The sequence below is a fragment of the Glutamicibacter sp. PAEs-4 genome (assembly GCF_051161755.1).
Taxonomy (GTDB): Bacteria; Actinomycetota; Actinomycetes; order Actinomycetales; family Micrococcaceae; genus Glutamicibacter; species Glutamicibacter nicotianae.
The window spans coordinates 3384298-3404893 of record NZ_CP195017.1 but is presented as its reverse complement, the minus strand read 5'-3'; the positions used below and the strand labels follow the sequence as shown (position 1 = coordinate 3404893).

Sequence of the window (20596 nt, the reverse complement as noted above, 5' to 3'; positions counted from 1 at the left end):
TCCATGCCTAAGTTAGCAGTATTGACAGAATTCAATACCTCGGTTGAATTACAAGAATTCCCAATGCCAGAGGTGGAACCAGGAGGTGCTCTGGTAGACGTAGCCCTTGGCGGAATCTGTGGCACCGATGTTCATCTTCGAACTGGTCATCTTTCCGTCCCGCTTCCAATAGCCATGGGTCATGAAGGCGTAGGGCGAATCCGTGCCCTAGGCAAAGGCTTAGACACCGATGTCGAAGGCGAGCCTCTTGCCGTAGGAGACCGCGTGGTATGGGCAAACAACATCCCCTGTGGCACTTGCTACGAATGCCTTGTCCTTAGAGAGCCGACCCTGTGCCAGAACCGTAAGATTTACGGGATCAATCGGACGGCCACAAACGAACCACACCTACAGGGCGGATGGGCAGAGACAATCTCTCTCGAAGCTGGAACAACTATCATCAAGTTACCCGATACGGTCAGCTTTGAAGAGGCCATTACCCTTGGGTGTGCCGGTCCAACGGCGATCCATGGGGTGGTCGAGAATCTCAGTATCGAGCCTGGTTCGGTCGTGGCAGTTCAGGGCGCAGGTCCTGTTGGGCTGGCCTCTGCCATGTACGCGAAAGCCATGGGCGCGGCCCAAGTTATTCTGCTCGGCGGCCCTTCCTCGCGTATCGAGGTCGCATTGAAGATCGGCGCGGCGGACGTCGCTATCGATATGGATACCTACCCGAGTGCTGAAGAACGTTTAGCCGCATTTCAAGAAATCGCACCTCGAGGCGCTGACATCGTTATCGAATGCGCGGGCGTTCCGTCTGCTGTAGCTGAAGCCATCGACTTGGCCCGACCGAACGCGCAGGTCTTGGTCCTCGGACAGTACACGGATCACGGTCCCACTGCGATCAACCCACATAAGATCACCAAGAAACAGCTAAAGATGTTCGGTTCCTGGGGCTTCTCTCCAGCCCACTACGTTAAGTACATCAAGTCCCTGCCCCATCTGGTGAAGAACCACGACTTAGCCTCGATTCTTTCCACCTACGATTTGGAGAAAGTTAATGACGCGCTCAATGACGTAGCATCTGGCCGGGTCACCAAAGCCGCACTTCGCCCACAAACCAGCACCGACTAACAAGGCCCAGTTACAACGTATTGGCTCTTCCTGATTTAGAGTGAAACCACCTAAACCGATGCCCCGGGGAGTGAGCTGTCATGATGTTGCGAGACACGCGTTCGTAGGAGAATGAGTGCATGTCCAAACGTCAGAAGTTCACTCCCCGGGGTTCCGTGCCGAAGCAGTCGAACTAGTGATTTCGTCCCAGAAGAGCTTGGTCGAGGTCGCAGCGTCTCTAGGCATCAACGAAGGAATCCTGGGCGACTGGGTCCGCGCTTACCGCACCGAGCACCCAGAAGCGGAAGTCGAGGAACGCGGACCTGAGTTCCTCACTTTCTACGCTGAGCACGCCAGCTCATGCACTGAGGGCGAGCTTGGAATTGCCAGGGGCTCCACGCGTGATCTTGCTGCCGCCGGCAAGGAGGTTCTTTCATGCAACCAGACCGGGACGTAAGCTTTGCCTACGTAGAGGCGGGGGGCGCTTACTGAGATCATTGGGTTCAAGCGTCCCACCGATTAACTCCAGCAGGATTGAGAGCACTCGCTAATGAGCATGGAAAGCGCCGCCTGGCATTCGCTATGGAAGCTGTCGGGAGACAAGGGCAAGGCCTACGCTCCCACCACGCCCAAGCGGGTGCTGAAATTTGCCGCTAGCTACAAGTCCCGCCTGCTGGTCTTCGTCATCTTCTCCATCCTGGCCGCCGTGCTGGCCGTGATCACCCCGGTGCTCGCGGGACGGGTGGTCGACGAGATTGTCGCGCAATCCGGCATCCGCACGATCGTCAACCTGGCGCTGCTCATGGCGGTGATTGCGATCCTGGACGCCGTGGTTTCAGTAGTCGTCCGCTGGTTCTCCTCGCGCCTGGGCGAGGGAATCATCTATGACCTGCGCACCGCGGTCTTCGACCACGTGCAGAAAATGCCGGTGGCGTTCTTCTCCCGCACCCGGACCGGTGCGCTGGTCAGCCGCTTGAACAACGACGTCATCGGTGCGCAGTCGGCCTTCGCCGGAACCCTGTCCGGACTGGTCTCCAATACCGTGGCGCTGGTGCTCACCGCGGGCGTCATGTTCACCACCTCGTGGCAAGTCACGCTGATCGCGCTGGTGCTGCTGCCGATCTTCCTGCTGCCCGCCCGCCACTTCGGCAAGTCCGTGGCCCTGCTGCGCCGCGAATCCGCGGAGCTGAACGCGACCATGGGCAACCAGATGACCGAGCGCTTCTCCGCACCCGGCGCCACCCTGATCAAGCTGTTCGGCCGGCCCAAGGACGAGTCCGAGCAGTTCGCGCTGCGCGCCGGCAAGGTGCGCGATATTGGCGTGAAGATGGCCATGCGCCAGTTCTACTTCGTCGCCGCGCTGACCCTGGTGGCTGCCCTGGCCCTCGCACTGGTCTACGGCCTGGGCGGAATGTACGCGGTGCGCGGCGACCTGGCAGCCGGCGACGTGGTGGTTTTGGGCATGCTGCTCACCCGCCTCTACACGCCGCTGACCGCCCTGGCCAACGCCCGCGTGGAAATCACCAGCGCGCTGGTCAGCTTCGACCGCGTCTTCGAGGTGCTGGACCTTCAGCCGCTGATTGCCGATGCGCCGAACGCCCGCCGGCTTGAGGCCGGCGCAGTGCCGGTGAAATTCAACCACGTGGACTTCTCCTACCCGAGCGCTGACAAGGTTTCGCTGGCCTCGCTGGAAGAAGTGGCAGTGCTTGACACCCGCGGCGGCGAAGAGGTCCTGCACGATATCGACTTCGAGATCCCCGCGGGACAGACCTTTGCGCTGGTAGGTTCATCCGGCGCCGGCAAATCCACCATCGCCTCGCTGCTTGCCCGCCTGTACGACGTGGACTCGGGCAGCATCGAACTGGCCGGCCAAGACATCCGCCAGCTCAAGCTGGACTCGCTGCGCTCGACGGTCTCCATGGTCACCCAGGATGGGCACCTGTTCCACGAGTCCATCCGCTCCAACCTGGCCTTGGCCCGTCCGGAAGCGACCGACGAGCAGATCTGGGAAGCGCTGGAGCGCGCCCGGCTCAAGCCGGTGATCGCCGCCCTGCCCGATGGCCTGGACACCGTGGTGGGGGAGCGCGGCTACCGGCTCTCCGGCGGCGAACGCCAGCGCATGACCATTGCCCGCCTGCTGCTGGCAGCTCCCCAGGTGGTCATCCTGGACGAGGCCACCGCCGCGCTTGACTCGTCCAACGAGGCCGCGGTGCAGGCGGCGCTGGGCGAAGCGCTGGAAAACCGCACCGCGCTGATCATCGCCCACCGCCTGTCGACCATCCGCTCGGCAGACCAGATCCTGGTCGTGGAGGGCGGGCGCATTCTTGAGCGCGGCACGCACAGCGAGCTGCTGGCATTGGGCGGGCGCTACAGCGAGCTGCACGCCACCCAGTTCGCGCAGTAGCCGCTCTCGGACGCGAAGAAGGCTAGGCGCTGGCGACCAGGTCGCGGGCCTTCTGCGCTGCATGGGTGGCGATGATGGTGCCGAAGACCAGGCCCTGCCCAATGGTGGCCCCGGCCCCCGGGTAGACGTTGCCGAAGATGTTCGCGGCGGTATTGCCCTGGGCGTAGAGCCCCTCGATGACCTCGCCGGAGGTGCCCAGCGCGCGGCCATGGGCATCGGTCATCACGCCGCCGCAGGTGCCCAGGTCCGAGAGCACGATCTTCACCGCGTAGTAGGCCTTGCCATCCAGTGCGCGCAGGTTCGGGTTCGGCTGCTGGGTCGGGTCGCCGTAGTAGCGGTCGTAGGCTGACTCGCCACGTCCGAACTGGTCGTCGATTCCGGTACCGGCACCCTCGTTGAATGCTTCCAGGGTCTGTTCCAGCACCTGTGCGGGAACATTGATCTTCTGCGCAAGCTGGCCGATGGACGAGGACTTGTTTGCTATCCCGGCCTTGTACCAGGACTCGGGAAGCGCCATCCGCGGGTAGCACTGCCCGGCGAAGATGTAGCTGTCGCGGTAGGCCTGGTCGAAGATCAGCCACATCGATCCCACGGGGTCGCCATCCGCTTCGCGACGCAGGATTTCCTGCCCGAAGCCCATGTAGTCGGTGGATTCGTTGATGAATCGGCGCCCTGACTGGTCCACCATGAATGATCCGGGCAGCGAACGCTCGGCCAGCAGGACCTTCGGCGAGGATCCGGGCTTGAGCGGGGCCACTGCCGGGAACCACCAGGACTGCTGCATGCTGGCCAGCTGGGCGTTGTGCTTTTGCGCCAACTGGATGGCGTCGCCGTGGTTGCCCTTGGCGCCCAGGCTCAGGTCCTCGATGAGCGACGGGCTCTGGTGCTCCTGGCGCATCGCCATATTGTGGTCGTAGCCGCCGGCTGCCAGCACCACGCCGTGCTTGGCGCGCACGCTCACCCGTTCGCCGCCCTGCTCCAGGACCGCTCCGGTGACCGCCGAACCGGTGAATTCGAGATCCACCAGCTTCGCTTCGGTCCAGACCGGGATGCCCGCATCCAGCGCCCCGGCGTACATGCCGCCGGCGATGGCCTGGCCGCCGGCGCTGTAGTTGCGGCCGATCAGCAGCCCTCCGGCACCCTGGATGAGGCGCTTGGCGATGCGCGGGAAGGCCTTGTGCGGGGCCTTGGCAATGAGGTTCATCCACTTGTAGTCCGCGCCGGTCACCGGCATCGGCATCGGGGCGGCCATGGTGGCTGGCTGGAAGCGGCCCAGCTGGCCGCCGAGCTTGTTCAGGTCGAAGGGGCGCGACTCGACCGAGCGGCCCGCGGCGCTGCCTCCCGGTTCTTCGGGATGGTAGTCGCTGTAGCCCTTGGCCCAGAAGAAGCTCAGCTGGGTCATGCGCTCGAGCATCTTCACGGTTTCGTCACCGTGCTGAAGGAAGGCCTTCCAGCGCTCGGCCGGGCCGGAGCCTTCCACCACGGATGCGATGTACTTCTCGCCGCGCTCCAGGGAGTCGACGGCGCCCTCGCGCTTGAGCACCGGGTTGGCGGGAATCCAGAAGGCGCCACCCGAGCGGGCGGTGGAGCCGCCCACGTATTTGGTCTTCTCGGCCACTGCAACGTCCAGGCCCAGTTCCTTCGCGGCCAACGCGGTGGCCAGCCCGGTGCCGGAGCCGATGACCAGCAGGTCGACTTCGTGCTGGTCGATGGTGACGGGTGCAAGAACGGTTTTCGATGCCATGTCGGACTCCTCTGCGCGATGCCGGGCCTCAGCCCTTTTGCCAGCCCACGCTAGCCGAGCAGCTGGTCGCGCAGGCGGTGCAGTCCCGCTGGCAGGGACAAGCGCAGTTCACCGAGGACGGAGGAACCGCCTGGCTAGTCGGCGGCGGCCACCAGCTGGCGGCCGAGCTCGCGGGCGGCTTCCTGCAATACCGGAACGGCCTTCTTCGTGAACTCATCGTCCACGCGGGTGACCGGGCCGGAGACCGAAATTGCCATCGGCGTGGGTGCGCCCGGAACCGGCACGGCGATGCAGCGGACGCCCAATTCCTGCTCTTCCTCGTCGACGGCGTAGCCACGCTCGCGGATCGCCTCGACATCGGTGAACAGCTTGCCCAGGGTGGTGATGGTATTGGCGGTCTTCGGCGGCATGCCCGCCTGCGAGACCAGGCGCTGCACGCGCTCGTCATCGAGCACCGAGAGCACGGCCTTGCCGACCCCGGAGTTGTGCAGCATGGCGCGGCGGCCTACTTCGGTGATCATGCGCATCGAGTGGGCTGACTGGACCTGGGCGATGTAGGTGACCATATCGCCATCGAGCACCGCGATATTCGCCGATTCGCCCAGCTTCGCGACCAGTTCCTTCAGGGCAGGAGAGGCCAGAGCGCCCAGCTGGCGGTTGGCGACCTCGCCGAGGCGGATCAGCCGCGGGCCCAGCGAGTAGCGGCGATTGGGCAGCTGGCGCACGTAGCCCACGCCCACCAGGGTGCGCAGCAATCGGTGGATGGTCGGCAATGGCAGGGGAGTATCGGCGGCCAGCTCGCTGAGCGCCGCTTCGCCGCCGGCCCGCGCGATGACTTCCAGGAGCTCAAAAGCGCGTTCGACGGACTGGACGCCGCCGGTGGTGGACTTGCTGGCAGTCTGCGTCATCTTTGCTCCTTGTGCAGGCAGTGGTTTTCGGAAACGGACTGCGCATTACTTCTACGATGCGAAATCCTTGTCCCAAGAATAGCGCAGAATCGGCCATTTCTTCCACGATCCGATATTAAGCCGTCAAAAAATCGTGCCCCGCGCCACAAAACACTCTTGCATTTTCATTTTGAGGATAATAGTATCCACTATACGGAAAACTTTTACAGGAGGATCAGATGGCAGCACCAAGCCCGGGATATTCACTCACCCTTCGCGTCCAGACGCCTGCGTCGATTACCGCGACCAGCGAACTGGCCGGCGCTGTCGGCTCGGCCGGTGCGCACATCACGGCCTTGGATGTCACCGAGTCGAACCACACCCACATGGTGGTGGACGTTTCCTGCAACACCACCGACGTGGCCCACGGCGAGACCGTGCGCGCTGCACTGGACAACCTCGACGGCGTGAGCGTGCGCAACGTCTCGGACCGCACCTTCCTGATGCACCTGGGCGGCAAGCTCTCGGTCACCCCCAAGGTGGCCCTGCGAAACCGCGACGACCTCTCCCGCGCCTACACCCCCGGTGTTGCCCGTGTCTGCATGGCCATCGCAGAGAACCCTGCCGATGCGCGCAACCTGACGGTCAAGCGCAACACCATCGCAGTGGTCACCGACGGCTCGGCAGTGCTGGGCCTGGGCAATATCGGCCCGGCCGCGGCCCTGCCGGTCATGGAAGGCAAGGCCGCGCTGTTCAAGCAGTTCGCCGATGTCGATGCCTGGCCGGTCTGCCTGGACACCCAGGACACCGACGAGATCGTGAAGATCGTCAAGGCGCTGGCCCCGGTCTACGGCGGTGTGAACCTCGAGGACATCGCCGCCCCGCGCTGCTTCGAGATCGAAGCGCGGCTGCGCGAGGAGCTGGACATCCCGGTCTTCCACGACGACCAGCACGGCACCGCAATTGTCACGCTGGCCGCATTGCTGAACGCGGTGAAAGTCGTGGACAAGAAGATCGAGGACCTGCGCATCGTGGTTTCCGGTGTCGGCGCGGCCGGCAACGCGATCATCCAGCTGCTCATGGCCCGCGGCGCAAAGAACATCATCGCCTGCGGACGCAACGGCGCGATCAGCCGCAACGAGAGCTACACCGATGCGCACCGCATCTGGCTCTCTCAGAACACCAACCCGGAGAACTTCACCGGCACCCTGAAGGAAGCCGTCGTTGGCGCAGATGTCTTCATCGGCGTCTCGGCCCCGAACGTGCTGGACGAAGCGGATATCGCCGCGATGAACGAGCGCGCCGTCGTCTTCGCCATGGCCAACCCGGATCCCGAGGTGGACCCGGAGATTGCAGGCCGCCACGCCGCAGTGGTCGCCACCGGGCGCAGCGACTTCCCGAACCAGATCAACAACGTCCTGGCATTCCCAGGTTTCTTCCGCGGGCTGCTGGATGCAGGCGTCACCGAGATCACCGACGCCATGCTCCTGGCCGCCGCGGATGCCATTGCCGCCCGCGTCAGCGAATCAGAGCTGAACCCAGGATTCATCATCCCGTCGGTATTCGACCCACAGGTCGCCTCCGATGTCGCACTGGCGGTGCAGGACGCAGCCGCTGCCAAGTAGGCGCTGCGCAGCAAGACCCAAGGGTGCATGTCAACGCACCCTTTCAATGGAACAGAGCACAAGAGGTTAAGGAACAACCCATGAGTATTGAAATCACCAGCATCCCCGATGTCGCCGATGCCCAGCAGATCCTCTCCGACGAGGCGCTGGCCTTCATCGAGAAGCTGCACCAGAAGTTCGCCGGCACCCGCGACGAGCTGCTCGCCGCCCGCGGCGTGCGCCGCGAGCAGTTCTCCGCCGCCAAGTCCATCGACTTCGACCCGGAGACCGAAGCCGTGCGCACCGGCGACTGGAAAGTCGCCGAAGCGCCCGAGGCGCTCAAGGACCGCCGCGTGGAGATCACCGGCCCGGCCTCCCCGGCCAAGATGGCGATCAACGCGCTGAACTCCGGCGCCAAGGTCTGGCTGGCAGACCTGGAAGATGCCTCGACCCCGAGCTGGTTCAACGTCATCGATGCGATTTCCAACCTCTCGGCCGCCGCCCGCGGCACCCTGGCCTTCACCGATGCGAAGACCGGCAAGTCCTACGCGCTGCGCACCGACGCCCCGCGCGCTGTCGTGGTGGTCCGCCCCCGCGGCTGGCACCTGCCGGAGAACAACGTGCTCATCGACGGCAAGCCGGCCGTGGGCGCGCTGGTGGACTTCGGCCTGCACTTCTTCCACAACGCGAAGATGCTCGCAGAATCCGGCCAGGGACCGTTCTACTACCTGCCGAAGATGGAGCACTACCTGGAATCGCGCCTGTGGAACGAGGTCTTCACCTTCGCCCAGGCCGAGCTGGGCATCGCCCACGGCACCGTGCGCGCCACCATGCTCATCGAGACCATTCCGGCCGCCTTCCAGATGGAAGAGTTCCTCTACGAGCTGCGCGAGCACGCCTCGGGCCTGAACGCAGGCCGCTGGGACTACCTCTTCTCCATCATCAAGACCTTCCGCGAAGCCGGCGAAGCGTTCATCATGCCCGACCGCTCGGCGGTGTCGATGACCGCGCCGATGATGCGCGCCTATACCGAGCTGCTGGTCAAGACCTGCCACAAGCGCGGGGCCTTCGCCATGGGCGGCATGGCCGCGTTCATCCCGAACCGCCGCGAACCCGAGGTCACCGCCGCCGCCTTCGAGAAGGTGCGCGCGGACAAGACCCGCGAGGCCAATGACGGATTCGACGGCTCCTGGGTGGCCCACCCGGACCTGGTCGAGCTGTGCAAGGAGATCTTCGACGCGAAGCTCGGCGAGAAGCCGAACCAGATCGATCGCCAGCGCCCAGAGGTCGAGGTCAGCGCAGCCCAGCTGCTGGACGTGGCCAGCGCCCCCGGCGATGTCACCGAGGCCGGCGTGCGCGCCAACCTCTACGTGGCCGTGGCCTACACTGCCGTGTGGCTGTCGGGCAACGGCGCGGTCGCCATCCACAACCTGATGGAAGACGCCGCCACCGCGGAGATCTCCCGCTCGCAGATCTGGCAGCAGATCCGCAACCAGGTGGTCGCCGCCGACACCGGCAACACCATCAGCGCGGAACTGGTGGCAGGCATTCTGGCCGAAGAGGTTGAACGCCTGCGCTCGGAGGTCGACAATGAAGAGCACTTCAATGCCTACTACCAGCCGGCCGCAGACCTGATCGCGAAACTGACCAGCGGCAAGGACGAGGACTTCGCAGACTTCCTCACCACCCCTGCCTACGAACTCTTGGAAAAGGAATACGTGACCAAGCCATGAGCAACACCTTCGATGAGTCCACGCTTGCCAGCGTAGAAGCCAAGCTGGCAGCCACCGACCGGTTGCTGGAAACCTCCTACCCGGGAGAAACCGGGGACCGCCAGCCGGTGCACACCGTATATGTCCCGGGGGACAAGTACAGCGCGGATCTGCCGGCAGCCTGGGGCGCCAACGCCCTGGCCGCTGCCGGCAACGCCGCGGGCCTGGCCCAGCTGGCAGCCACGCTGGACCTGGCCGAGCCCGAACGCCTGGGTGAACTGGTGGCAGCGAAGCTGGCAAGCGAACCCATCGAAGATCTGCGCCTCGATTTCGAGGACGGCTACGGCAACCGCACGGATGCCGAGGAGGACGCGGCAGTGCTTGCCGCGGCCGACTCGGTGTCCTCGTCGGTAGCCGCCGGCAAGGCCCCGGCCTGCATCGGCATCCGCTTCAAGTGCTTCGAGGCCCCCACCCGGGCCCGCGGCATCCGCACGCTGGACCTGTTCATCTCGCGCCTGGTCGCCAACGGCCCCCTGCCCGAGGGGCTGCGCCTGACGCTGCCGAAGGTCACCACCGTGGACCAGGTCCAGGCCATGGTCTTCCTGGCCGAGAAGCTGGAGGAAGCCCACGGCCTGGAGGCCGGACGCATCCGCTTCGAGGTCCAGGTGGAAACACCGCAGGTGATCATCGCCGCGGATGGCAGCCACCCGGTCGCCACCCTGATCCATGCCGGGAAGGGCAGGGTCTCCTCCCTGCACTACGGCACCTACGACTACTCCGCCTCGCTGGGCGTGGCCGCCGGCTACCAGTCAATGGAGCATCCGGTCGCCGACTTCGCCAAGGACGTCATGCAGGTGGCCGTGGCCGGCACCGGCGTGGAATTGTCCGATGGCTCCACCAACATCATCCCGGCAGGCGACCCGGAGAACATCGCGGCCGCCTGGGAACTGCACGCCCGGCTGGTCTCCCGCCACCTGGCCCGCGGCATCTACCAGGGCTGGGACATGCACGAGAACCAGCTGGCCACCCGCTACCTGGCCACCTTCGCGTTCTTCCGCGAGGGCCTGCAGGCCGCCGGCACCCGGCTGCGCAACTACGTCCACCAGATCAACTCGGCCATCATGGACGAGCCGGCCACCGCGCGTGCCCTGGCCCGCTACATCCACCGCGGGGTCGCCTGCGGTGCTGTCACCGCCGATGAGGTTACCGAATTGGCCCAGATCACCCTGCCCGAACTCGAAGCGATCGCGCTGAATCGCTCCCACGCCTAAGGACTGCACCATGACTGTTCCAGCCATCCAGAACTCCTCGTCGTACTTCTCGAAGTTCGGCGGCCACCCGCCGCAGAGCGACCTGCTCACCGACCGCGCCATCGTCACCGAGGCCTACACGGTCATCCCCAAGGGCGTGCTGCGCGACATCGTCACCAGCGTCTTCCCCGAGTGGACCAACACCCGCGCCTGGGTGCTGAACCGCCCGGTGGCCGGCGGGGCTACCACCTTCGCCCAGTCCATCGTGGAAGTCGCCCCCGGCGGCGGTGCCGAGAAGCCGGAACCGCAGGCCGAGGTGCAGGGATTCATCTTCGTGCTCACCGGCCAGCTGACCTTGGTCATCGAGGGCACCGAGCATGTGCTGGTGGACGGCGGCTTCGCCTACCTGCCGGCCGGCGCCACCTGGTCGGCACGCAATGACGGTACCGAGACCACCAGCTTCCACTGGCTGCGCAAGCGCTACGAAGTCCTGGCCGGCGTCGCGGCTCCGGGCCCGGTTGTGGGCAACGAACGCGACATCGAGCCTGGCCCGATGCCGGGCACCGATGGCAAGTGGCGCACCACTCGCATGCTGGATCCCGAGGATGTGGCCTTCGACTTCGGCGTGAACATCGTGACCTTTGAACCAGGTGCATCCATCCCGTTCGCTGAAACCCATGTCATGGAGCACGGCCTGTACGTGCTGGAAGGCAAGGGTGTGTACCGGATGAATGGCGACTGGGTCGAGGTCGAGGCCGGGGACTACATGTCCCTGCGCGCCTTCTGCCCGCAGGCTTGCTACGCCGGTGGGCCGGAGAACTTCCGCTACCTACTCTACAAGGACCAGAACCGCCAGATCGCGTTGTAAGCGTTCATTTCCAGAGACTGCCGGGGCCGCACCCCGCGCTGACCCGCCGACTATCGGCGCACCGTGTCCATTTCATGTTCCAGTGATGTTTCCTTTGCTCGGACATGGTGGGCTGACGGCCGGGTCGCGCGGGATGCGGCCTCCGGTTTTGGGTTCCTGGCTGTTGCCTGAGGACCAAACGATTATCAGGACCCATGCACCACAAATATCGGCAATATCGGTTGGCATCCGGGCAGGCGAGGGAAGCGCGAAATCAGCCAACGTTGGCTGTCTTGGGAGTGGGGGCTTATCTCTGCACCCGTGAGGAGCATGAAATCGTCCAACGTTGGACGATTCCAAAGTGGAGGTCATGCACGACAGGCGTGGGCAGCACTTTAGTTGTGTCCGCAGGAAAGACATGGATACGGGTTCGCCTTTCTGCCGGCAAATTCGGACTGGCGCTACGCTTCTGCTGAGATCATGTGTTGATGCTCCACAGGATCGATGACCTGACCCGAGCGTTCGCCAATGGACAGGGCAGCAGGATGAATCATTTGCGTGCCCGTAATCGGTGAAAACATCCGCTATCTGTAATTGCTGGAACTGCAATCTGTAATTGTTGTGCTCCCCGAAGATCAGAAAATCCGAGTGATTCAAGGGATCGAAGGCCGTCGTTTGTAATTGTTGAGATCTGGCCAGCTAATTGTTGGTAACTAAATGTTGCTCCGCTACGACCAGGTCTCCAGTTGTGGTGCGCACCGTCGTGGTGACCTCCCCGCCCAGTCCAGAGCGGTCAGGCACGTCGGTTCGCCGCTCCAAAGCAAGCCGTTTTCCGGCTATCCGCTGAAGATCAGCCGCCACATGTGCGTGCGGTGGTGTGAGTGAAAATTTATGGTTTCAACCTCGCGCTTCTGTGCCGCCGGGGCGGAAGACCCGAGGGGTGTCGCAACCCCCCTAGTTCGATGCCCAACGTGGCCAATGAAGGGTCCCAGGGAATGCGTTCCTGCTCAAGGCGCTGTCCGCCTTGGATGCGCAGTAATTCGTAGGCCTCGACCTCGTTGGGCAGCAAGCCAGTCGGTGCCGCACGGCTCAGCCCCTTGGCATGGGGTGTCGCCAGCTGCGCGAAGAGCTGGAGTGTTCCGGGGTCCATCATCACTGATCGGGCATCGGGCCGCACGCTGCGCAATGACGCCAGGATTGCCAGTCCATCCAGATCAACATCGCCCCAGTACAGCACCTCGATACGCACCACCCAAGGAATCGGAGCACATAGCGTACGTCATAACCGCCGCCGTGCAGAGCGATGACCCTGGGCAGTTCGGGCAGGGACAGCAGCGTCTGCAGGTTTTCTACGATTAGTACGGCCGGACGCCATTCAATAGTGGTATCGGGCTTGAAGGATGATCAAGTCTTCTTCGATCACGATGTAGACCAGTCGGTGTTCGTCGGTAATCCGACGGGACCATGAGTCGGAGGCCCCGTATTTCAGCTGTTCGGGCTTTTCAATCCCTTGGAAGGGATCCGGAAGGCATGCTTCGATCAAGGTGTTGACTCTCTTGATAACGCGCCGGTCGGCCGTTTGCCAGTGGACGTAGTCGTCCCATCCTGCCCGATCCCAGACGAGCCGCACTTATTCGTCCCAGTCGAGTTCGTGGGTCTCTGTTATTCCTGACCGTGCACGTTCGTAGGCATCCAAGAGCCGCCGGGCATTGGCGGGCGAGCGGAAGAGGTACGCGGTCTCTTGCCATGCTGCGTATTCATCTGCTGCCATGAGAACAGCATTTCCCTTGCGTGACACGATTTCGACAGCTTGGCGATCATCGTTGACTTGTTCAATCAATGGAAAGAGCGTCTTGCGGGCTTCGCTTGCACTGATGGACATCTCGGACTCCTTCCACTACTTGCCGGACCACTTAATGGTGCGACTTAACTGCGGTGTGGGGAAGTGCCCGTCCGACTGGAAAGCCCCGTGCAACTGCGCCGTGAGGGGCGGCGCCGCCGCTAAGGGAACGCGCCAATAGGCGTGTAACATCTCCAGTAAGTCCAGCGTAATTAACGGCCAAGTCAGGCATGTTCCTTGGCGATTGAGGTCGTCGCCAGTGTTGCAGCATGGTTCACATTGACATTTGCCGGCGGACTCTTAGGTGGCTCAGGCAGACGTGGAAATTTTCAAGTCGAGTGAGACCGAGGGCCGTAGATGCCCTCGATGCCAACCTGCTAACGTCAGCCCGGCACCAGCTAGAACCCTTCAGCAGCAGGCTCGTCCGCGGCATCTGCTGCATCGCTGCTCAAGATCAGCCGCCGTTCCAACCGGGTGAGATTCCTCGGGGAAGGATCTTCGCGGGCTGGTTCCAAGGCGGCCACCAGCGCTTCGCCGACCACCGTCTCATCCAGTCCCATGCCCACGGCGACCAGCGCGTCATCGGCCGGGTCGCTGTGGGGAGTGGCTTGCGCGAAATGGATCTGCCGGCCCACCATGTTGACCAGGAAGCGTTGCGTGCCGTCAGCGGTGCGCAGCTTCACGTGTCCCTTGAGCCGGTAGGCCGCGGCCGGCGGGTTCTCCAGTAGATCCAGTACGGCTCCTGGGTCTGCCGGCTCTAGGCAGCGCACCGTTACCGCGTTGGCGTGCGGAGCATGCTCGTGGTCGTGGTGCGGGCGGGAGGCGGCTGCCAACGGCAGCTCGTCGATCGGGTCTTCGTCCAAGGCGATGTCGAATACCAGCTCAGGGTCTATGGCGGCGTGCGAGGCCGGGATGATGGCCACGTGCGGGTTGACGTCCCGGATCCTTCCGCTGATTCTGTCCAGGACTGCGTCGCGGTGCTCCGGGGCAATGCGGTCCAGCTTGTTGACCACCACCATGCTGGTCGCGTTGAATCGTGCCGGTGCCATGGCCGCGGTATCCACGGTGTGCTCATGCTCCACCGCGTCGATCACGTCGATGATGCCGCCGAAGCGCACCCCGTGGGCCTTGCCGAAGCGCAGCAGCCGGTCCACGTTGATCGGGTCGGCGGCGCCGCTGGCCTCCACGATGATGGCATCCAGGCGCAGCTTCGGCTGGCCCAGCTTTTCCAGCAGCTCATCCAGGCCGCTGCTGTCGGACAGGCAGCAGACGCAGCCGCCGGCAATGGATTCGGCCGCATCGATCTGGCCGGTGATCAGCCCGGTATCCACGTTGACCTTGCCGATGTCATTGATGATGACCCCTACCCGGGTGCCCGGGCGGGTCAGCAAGCGGTTGAGCAGGCTGGTCTTGCCTGCCCCCAGATATCCGGTGAGCACGATGACAGGGATCAATACAGGCTCCTTTTCAGATCGACAAGCGGGCCGAGTCCATTCTGCCCGTTGAAGCAAGCCAAATGAAGCTGACACGAGTTAAGGCAGCGCGCCGGAGCTTCCAGTAGATTCTGGGCGTTTCGGCACGGTGGATGAGCTACGAGAGCACCGAGCTGCGTGTTCGGGTGAACGCGGAAAGCCCGGTGATATCGCGACCGACAATTAGGGCCTGCACTGAATCGGTGCCTTCGTAGGTCGAGACGACTTCCATGTCGGTCAGATGGCGGGAGACATGATTTTCCAATAGCAGCCCGTTGCCGCCCATCATGTCGCGGGCTTCACGGCACATCGCCAAGGCTTTGCGCGAGGTGGTCATCTTCACCAGTGAAGCCATCGGAGCAGTGAACTCGTCTCGTTCCTGCAGCTCGGCCATGCGATTGCACATCAACTGCATGCCCACCAGGTCCGAGAGCATGGTGGACAGCTTCTCCTGGACCAGCTGGTAGCTGGCAATCGGCGCACCGAACTGTTCGCGCTCCAGTGCGTAGGAAGTCGCCAGCTCGAAGGCGGCAATGCCGTGGCCCAGCGCCTCCCACGAAGCGCCGCCGCGGGTCGCCTTCAGCACCCGGTTCACCGCGGAAAATGATTCGCAGTGCTCCAGCCGGTTATCGGCCGGGATGCGCACGTTCTCGATTTCGATATCGGCCTGCATGATGCCGCGCTTGCCCACCTTGCCCACGATAACCTGCGGGCGGTAGCCGGCCGGGAAACCGTGCTCAGGATCCTTCTCCACGACGAAGGCCTTGACCTTCCCATCGGCCACGTCGCGGGCATACACCACGGTGACATCCGCCTGGTCTCCGTTGCCGATCCAGCGTTTGTGGCCCGAGAGGATCCAGCTGTCCCCATCGCGGCGGGCAGAAGTTTCCAATGATACGGAGTCCGAGCCGTGGGTTGGCTCGGTCAAGGCAAAGGCACCGGTCTTCTGCAATGTGGCCATCTGCGGCAGCCAGCGCTGGCGCTGCTCTTCGTTGCCGAGCATGTAGATCGATCCCATGGCCAGATTCGAATGCACACCGAAGAAGGTGTTGATCGATCCGTCGATACGTCCCATCTCGCGGGCGACGATCCCCGACGCGCGACGCGAAAGGCCGGGGCAGTCGTAGCCCTCGATGAAGGTGCCGACGACGCCGAGATCTTTGAGGCCCGGCAGGACCTGATAGGGGAATTCGGCGCGTTCCCAGTATTCATTGATGACCGGTTGCACCTGGCTTGTGCCGTAGGCTCGCACGCGATCTCGGATCGCCAGTTCTTCGGAAGAAAGGTCCGTGTCGAGCAGGAAGAAATCGGAATGGTTGGCTGGAGAAGTCATGAAGTGTCCTTAGTTCTGTGGTGTCTGATCGGAGAACAGGTTGGCGTGCAGAGTTTCACGAACGGATTCGGGCAAGGTCATCGGCTGCCGGGTATCGCGATCAAGAATCACGATGACCACTTCGGCGCTTACGCAGGAACGTCCTTGCTGGAACAGCTCTTGGCTGACCGTGTAGGAGGTGGTGCCGATCCGCGAAATCCAAACATCGATGGTCGTTTCGGGGCCGTAATGAACGGCATTGCGGTAGTCCACGCTCATGGCGCGCACTACACGCGGTGAGGATTCATCCGGGTTCGCACCCCACCAGTGGTATCCGGCTTGGATTCGGCCTTCTTCCACCAGCGTGAGGATCCGGGCATTATTCACGTGTCCATTTGCGTCCTGGTCGGACCAGCGGATGGGCACTGGAAAGGTTAGCTTTTCAGCGCGCTGCGTTGGTTGCGATACCTGCGAGGTCATAGCCTTCCTTTCCTCGGGTCGTTGATTTGGCTTTGCTGAGCCATTCCAGGACATCTGACCGGTCCTGGTCCAGAGTCGGTGGGGCCTTGTCGTAGCGAGCAGGGGTTCGGCTGAATGTCACCGGGTGCTTGATCAGCGGCACCGTGTCTGCCCCCTGCCCAGCGTGAATCACCGGGTTCAAACCGAGCTTTTGAGCGAATTCCACGCCTTCATCGATGCCGAGCACCGGGGATGCCGGAACGCCATCGAGCTGGAGCAGCTCGAACCATTCGTCAGCGCTCTTCGCAGCCAGCGCTTGTTCCATCAAAGTGCGCAATGGCTCGCGGTTGGCGTTGCGATTCTTGACCTTGGCGAAACGGTCATCGGACGCCAACTCAGACAACCCCAGCCGGGCGATCATCCGCGAGAACTGCGCGTCGTTGCCGCAGCAGATGATGATGTCGCGGTCCGCGGCCTTGAACGGTCCGTAGGGGAACAGGCTCGGGTGGTCGTTGCCCATGCGCGTGGGTACATTGCCACAGGCCACATAGCCGGTGGTCTGGTTGACCAACCCGGAGAGGGAAGCCGACAGCAAGTCGATTTCTAGATGCTGACCCTTGCCCGACTGGGCGCGTTCGTGCAGTGCGCCGAGCACGCCCACGGTGGCTTGCAGGCCCATGACCACGTCGAAAATGGCCACTCCGGCGCGCTGCGGAGGACCGTCCTGGCTACCGGTGACGGTCATCATTCCGGAGACTGCTTGGGCGATCAGATCGTAGCCGGGCATGTGCGCGCCTTCGGCGGTGCCGAAGCCGGTGATGGATGCGTGCACAATACCTGGCCAGCGCTGGGCTACCGACTGCTCATCCAGGCCGAATTGCGCCAGCCCGCCGGGCTTGAAGTTTTCGATGAAGACATCGGCCTGGTCGATGATGCTGTAGGCGGTTTCCAGGTCATCCGGATTCTTCATATCCAGCATGATCGAGTTCTTGTTGCGGTTCACTGAGAGGTAGTAGGTGCTCACGCCATCGCGGGCTGGAGGAACCCACTGGCGGGAGTCATCTCCGGTGGGGCCTTCGACCTTGATGACTGTCGCACCCATGTCGGCCAGCAGCATGGTGCAGTACGGGCCGGCCAGAACGCGGGTGAAGTCGGCGATAACTACGCCGGACAGCGGGCCGCCGGTGGCGGTGGCATCGGGGTTGTTCAGGTGTGACACCATGGGTGGGCCTCGTTTTCTTGCTTCGTGGTTCAGGTGAAGTGCAGTGGTTGCGTGTGGCGGCTCTGCGCCGGAAAAGTACTAGTGCTTGAAGCATCCGGCCATTATGGTGGGGTGGGGAGTTCGGCAGCAAAGCTCGTAGTCAAAGGAGAATTATGGAAGTTGCACAGGCCAGAGCATTTTTGGCTGTCGCCGATCATCTGCATTTCGGCCGCGCAGCACAGCAACTGAGTATGGGCCATGCGCCGCTGAGCAGGATGATCAGCCAGCTGGAACGCACCATTGGTGCGCAACTGTTCGCGCGCACTACGCGTACAGTCGAGCTGACTTCGGCAGGCCATGCGTTGCTGGAGCCGGCCAGGAATCTCGTGGACGCTTCCGAAATTGCCATGGGTACCGTGAAAAGCACCGTTACCGGTGAAACCGGCAGGGTGAAGGTCGGCTTCGCCGGGGCCTCCACCGGAGACCGGGTAGGCCAATTGGCACGCAGCGTACGCCGCACTCACGCGGGCCTGACCTTGGAATTCCATAGTTCGCAGTTCTCCCATATTGGTTTGGAAAGGGTTTTGGACGGTTCGTTGGACATCGCCATCGGACGATGGGACTTCTTGCCCGCCGAAGTGAATTCACGGTTGCTGGTCGTCGAGCAGATCCTTATTGCCTTGCCCGAATCCCATCCGTTGGCCCGCCGCGAGAGCGTGGAGCTCTCGGAACTGTCCCACGAAGGGTGGATCAACCTGCCCGGCGGTTTCAGCGGCGCGTTGCAGAATCGCATGAACTCGTTGTCCATCGCTTCTGGTTTCGTGCCCCGCATCGTGCAGACTGCCCCGGATTCCTGGACATTGGTGGCCTTGGTGGGAGCCGAGATGGGCATCGCGATGAGCCTGGACTCGATTCGCGACAACATCATCTGCGACGGGGTGAACTTCGTTCCGCTGCGTTCTGGCAACACCGCACTGGAAGTGCGAATGATCTGGCAGCGCAATGAGCTCTCGCCTGCGGTGCGCAGCGTGCTCAACGTCGCCGAACGCATCTTCCCGGATCCGCGCAGCTACGCTGACGCGTAGTCGTACCAACCGCGCCCGGACTTGCGCCCGAACCGGCCAGCCTCGTACAACTGCTTGATCTGCGGGTGCGGCAGGCTGGATTCCTCCTTGGTCTGCTCGTACTCGGCCAGCCGGATCAGGTAGACGACATCCAGACCCACCAGGTCCATTAATTCAAACGGGCCCATAGGGTGGCCCAGCGCATCGCGGGCCGCCTTGTCGATATCGGCAGGGCTGGCGATGTCCTGGTCGATCAGGTTCAAAGCTTCCTTGCGCAAGGCATTGAGTAAACGGTTAGCGACGAACCCCGGAATTTCCCGGTTCAGCTGCACCACTTCCTTGCCCAATGACTCGGCCAGCGCGCGGGTGCGTTCCATGGTCTGCGACGAGGTACCTTCATGCGGAACGATTTCCACGCATTTCATGATCAGCGCCGGATTGAAGAAGTGCATGTTGCAGACCTTGTCTGCGCGATGGGTGGCCGCGGCGATCCGCGAGGAGACGATATTCGACGAGTTCGTGGCGAGGATGGTGTGGGCCGGAGCCACCGCATCCAGCGAGGCAAAGATCTGGCGCTTGATCTCCAGATCCTCCACGGCCGCCTCGATGACGAAGTCCGTGGTGGCCACGACGGCATCGCGGTCGGTAGCGAACTGGAGCCTTTGCCAAGCGGCGGCTACATCTGCGGCAGTGCGGCGTGACTTGGCGACATCGCGTTCCAGTCGCGCGCGCAGTTGGGCCGTGGCCTGCTCTAGCGGTGCTTCTGCGATATCCACCAAGGTGGTGCGGTAACCGGATAGGGCGCAGACCGCGGCGATCTGGGAACCCATGGTCCCGGCACCCAGAACGGTGATGTGCTCAATCGGTGTTGACGTCGTCATTTAATGCTCCTTAGCTGATGCGGCTGGCTGCACGGAAGTCGGGCTTGCGCTTGTCGATGAATGCTTGGGTGCCTTCGATCTTCTCGTCGGTGGAGTAGAGCAGGGACTGGGCGAGTGTTTCGAGCAGCAGCCCGGTATCCATGCTGGCGTCCGCCCCATGGGTAACCACTGACTTGACCAGTCGGATGGCCAACGGGCCTTTGCTGCGGATGCGCTGCGCGGTCTGGTGTGCGGTTTCCAGCAGTGATTGCGCATCGGTGAGTTCGGTGACCAGCCCTGCCGTCAACGCGGTCAGGGCATCCATGCGCCTGCCGGTGAGCATCATGTCGATGGCTCGTCCCATGCCGATCAGCCGGACCAGCCGCTGGGTGCCGCCCGCGGCCGGGATGATTCCCAACCCGGTCTCCGGCAAAGCGAACTGGGCATTCTCCGAACAGATGCGGATATCGCAGGCCAAGGCCAACTCATGCCCGCCACCGAAGGCGAAACCATTGACTGCTGCGATCGTGGGCTTGGCACTGGCGGCGATCTGCGAGAATACCGTTTGCATCCGGGCTGCCAGCCCGTCGACCGGGGTGCGCTGTGCGAGCTCGTTGATGTCCGCGCCGGCAACGAAGGACTTGGTCCCGGTACCGGTGAAGACCAGTACGTCGATGCTGTCGTCCTGGGCGATCTGCGTCAGTTGTGCCGACAGCGCGTCGAGGACCTGTCCGTTCATCGCGTTCAGGGCCTCGGGGCGGTTGATGGACAGTACCGCGACGCCGTCGGTGTCCTCGCGCAGGATCACTGGGGGTGTGAAATTCTGCTCCATGGATTCTCTCCTGGTTGTG

Annotated in this window: 17 protein-coding genes and 2 pseudogenes; 8 read left to right on the top strand and 11 right to left on the bottom strand. The window is 63.1% G+C overall.

Features of this window, described 5'->3' with window-relative positions; translation table 11 throughout:
• The first annotated feature begins 3 nt into the window (after window positions 1–3).
• From ACR9WD_RS16025 to ACR9WD_RS16015, 3 genes and pseudogenes are all read left to right on the top strand, one after another.
• On the top strand, window positions 4–1110 hold the full coding sequence (locus ACR9WD_RS16025) for a zinc-binding dehydrogenase (protein ID WP_434922421.1): 1107 nt from the start codon (window positions 4–6) through the stop codon (window positions 1108–1110).
• 119 nt (window positions 1111–1229) lie between these two features.
• A pseudogene (locus tag ACR9WD_RS16020) lies at window positions 1230–1414 on the top strand (transposase); the annotation flags it as partial.
• Window positions 1415–1639: 225 nt separating this feature from the next.
• Window positions 1640–3493 carry an ABC transporter ATP-binding protein gene (locus ACR9WD_RS16015; protein ID WP_434922420.1) on the top strand — a complete coding sequence of 618 codons (1854 nt, stop codon included), beginning with the start codon at window positions 1640–1642 and terminating at the stop codon, window positions 3491–3493.
• 22 nt (window positions 3494–3515) lie between these two features.
• Here ACR9WD_RS16015 and ACR9WD_RS16010 read toward each other — a convergent pair whose 3' ends face one another.
• Together ACR9WD_RS16010 and ACR9WD_RS16005 are read right to left on the bottom strand one after the other, a co-directional pair.
• Window positions 3516–5237, bottom strand: coding sequence for a 3-ketosteroid-delta-1-dehydrogenase (locus tag ACR9WD_RS16010; RefSeq protein ID WP_434922419.1), 1722 nt, complete (start codon window positions 5235–5237; stop codon window positions 3516–3518).
• Between the two features lie 134 nt (window positions 5238–5371).
• On the bottom strand, window positions 5372–6145 hold the full coding sequence (locus ACR9WD_RS16005) for an IclR family transcriptional regulator (RefSeq protein WP_073707131.1): 774 nt from the start codon (window positions 6143–6145) through the stop codon (window positions 5372–5374).
• Window positions 6146–6363: 218 nt separating this feature from the next.
• Here ACR9WD_RS16005 and ACR9WD_RS16000 point away from each other — a divergent pair, with 218 nt between their 5' ends.
• The 4 genes from ACR9WD_RS16000 to ACR9WD_RS15985 all read left to right on the top strand — a co-directional run bounded on the left by ACR9WD_RS16000 (window position 6364) and on the right by ACR9WD_RS15985 (window position 11558).
• The gene (locus tag ACR9WD_RS16000) at window positions 6364–7749 is read left to right on the top strand and encodes an NAD-dependent malic enzyme (RefSeq protein ID WP_073707130.1); all 1386 of its coding nucleotides are present in this window, start codon (window positions 6364–6366) and stop codon (window positions 7747–7749) included.
• A gap of 80 nt (window positions 7750–7829) precedes the next feature.
• Entirely contained in the window at window positions 7830–9461 is a 1632-nt protein-coding gene (aceB, locus tag ACR9WD_RS15995) for a malate synthase A (protein ID WP_434922418.1), read from the top strand.
• The gene (locus ACR9WD_RS15990; protein WP_121867658.1) at window positions 9458–10711 is read left to right on the top strand and encodes a DUF6986 family protein; all 1254 of its coding nucleotides are present in this window, start codon (window positions 9458–9460) and stop codon (window positions 10709–10711) included. The genes aceB and ACR9WD_RS15990 overlap by 4 nt, the downstream gene beginning before the upstream one ends.
• A 10-nt stretch (window positions 10712–10721) precedes the next feature.
• A complete protein-coding gene (locus ACR9WD_RS15985; RefSeq protein WP_434922417.1) occupies window positions 10722–11558 on the top strand; it encodes a bifunctional allantoicase/(S)-ureidoglycine aminohydrolase in 837 nt (278 codons plus the stop codon).
• 868 nt (window positions 11559–12426) lie between these two features.
• Here the strand turns inward: ACR9WD_RS15985 and ACR9WD_RS15980 are convergent.
• The 7 genes and pseudogenes from ACR9WD_RS15980 to ACR9WD_RS15950 form a co-directional block, all read right to left on the bottom strand.
• Window positions 12427–12842, bottom strand: a pseudogene (locus tag ACR9WD_RS15980) (Wadjet anti-phage system protein JetD domain-containing protein).
• 70 nt (window positions 12843–12912) lie between these two features.
• Window positions 12913–13167, bottom strand: coding sequence for a Txe/YoeB family addiction module toxin (locus ACR9WD_RS15975; protein WP_121867655.1), 255 nt, complete (start codon window positions 13165–13167; stop codon window positions 12913–12915).
• Entirely contained in the window at window positions 13168–13419 is a 252-nt protein-coding gene (locus tag ACR9WD_RS15970; protein ID WP_038992858.1) for a type II toxin-antitoxin system Phd/YefM family antitoxin, read from the bottom strand.
• Window positions 13420–13775: 356 nt separating this feature from the next.
• Window positions 13776–14831: a CobW family GTP-binding protein gene (locus ACR9WD_RS15965; protein ID WP_434922416.1), complete on the bottom strand. Its 1056-nt coding sequence runs from the start codon at window positions 14829–14831 to the stop codon at window positions 13776–13778.
• A gap of 136 nt (window positions 14832–14967) precedes the next feature.
• Window positions 14968–16182, bottom strand: coding sequence for an acyl-CoA dehydrogenase family protein (locus tag ACR9WD_RS15960; protein WP_073707123.1), 1215 nt, complete (start codon window positions 16180–16182; stop codon window positions 14968–14970).
• A 9-nt stretch (window positions 16183–16191) separates the two neighbouring features.
• Window positions 16192–16641 (bottom strand): acyl-CoA thioesterase, encoded by a 450-nt coding sequence (locus tag ACR9WD_RS15955; RefSeq protein ID WP_073707122.1) that lies wholly within the window; start codon window positions 16639–16641, stop codon window positions 16192–16194.
• Entirely contained in the window at window positions 16604–17842 is a 1239-nt protein-coding gene (locus tag ACR9WD_RS15950; protein WP_052253958.1) for a CaiB/BaiF CoA transferase family protein, read from the bottom strand. The genes ACR9WD_RS15955 and ACR9WD_RS15950 overlap by 38 nt, the downstream gene beginning before the upstream one ends.
• A gap of 152 nt (window positions 17843–17994) precedes the next feature.
• Between ACR9WD_RS15950 and ACR9WD_RS15945 the strand changes: the two genes are divergently transcribed.
• Window positions 17995–18906 carry a LysR substrate-binding domain-containing protein gene (locus tag ACR9WD_RS15945; RefSeq protein WP_038992864.1) on the top strand — a complete coding sequence of 304 codons (912 nt, stop codon included), beginning with the start codon at window positions 17995–17997 and terminating at the stop codon, window positions 18904–18906.
• Here ACR9WD_RS15945 and ACR9WD_RS15940 read toward each other — a convergent pair.
• Together ACR9WD_RS15940 and ACR9WD_RS15935 are read right to left on the bottom strand one after the other, a co-directional pair.
• Window positions 18891–19766, bottom strand: coding sequence for a 3-hydroxyacyl-CoA dehydrogenase family protein (locus tag ACR9WD_RS15940; RefSeq protein WP_038992866.1), 876 nt, complete (start codon window positions 19764–19766; stop codon window positions 18891–18893). The genes ACR9WD_RS15945 and ACR9WD_RS15940 overlap by 16 nt on opposite strands.
• A 10-nt stretch (window positions 19767–19776) precedes the next feature.
• Window positions 19777–20577, bottom strand: a complete 801-nt coding sequence (locus tag ACR9WD_RS15935; RefSeq protein WP_073707121.1) for an enoyl-CoA hydratase/isomerase family protein — start codon at window positions 20575–20577, stop codon at window positions 19777–19779.
• Between the last annotated feature and the right edge of the window lie 19 nt (window positions 20578–20596).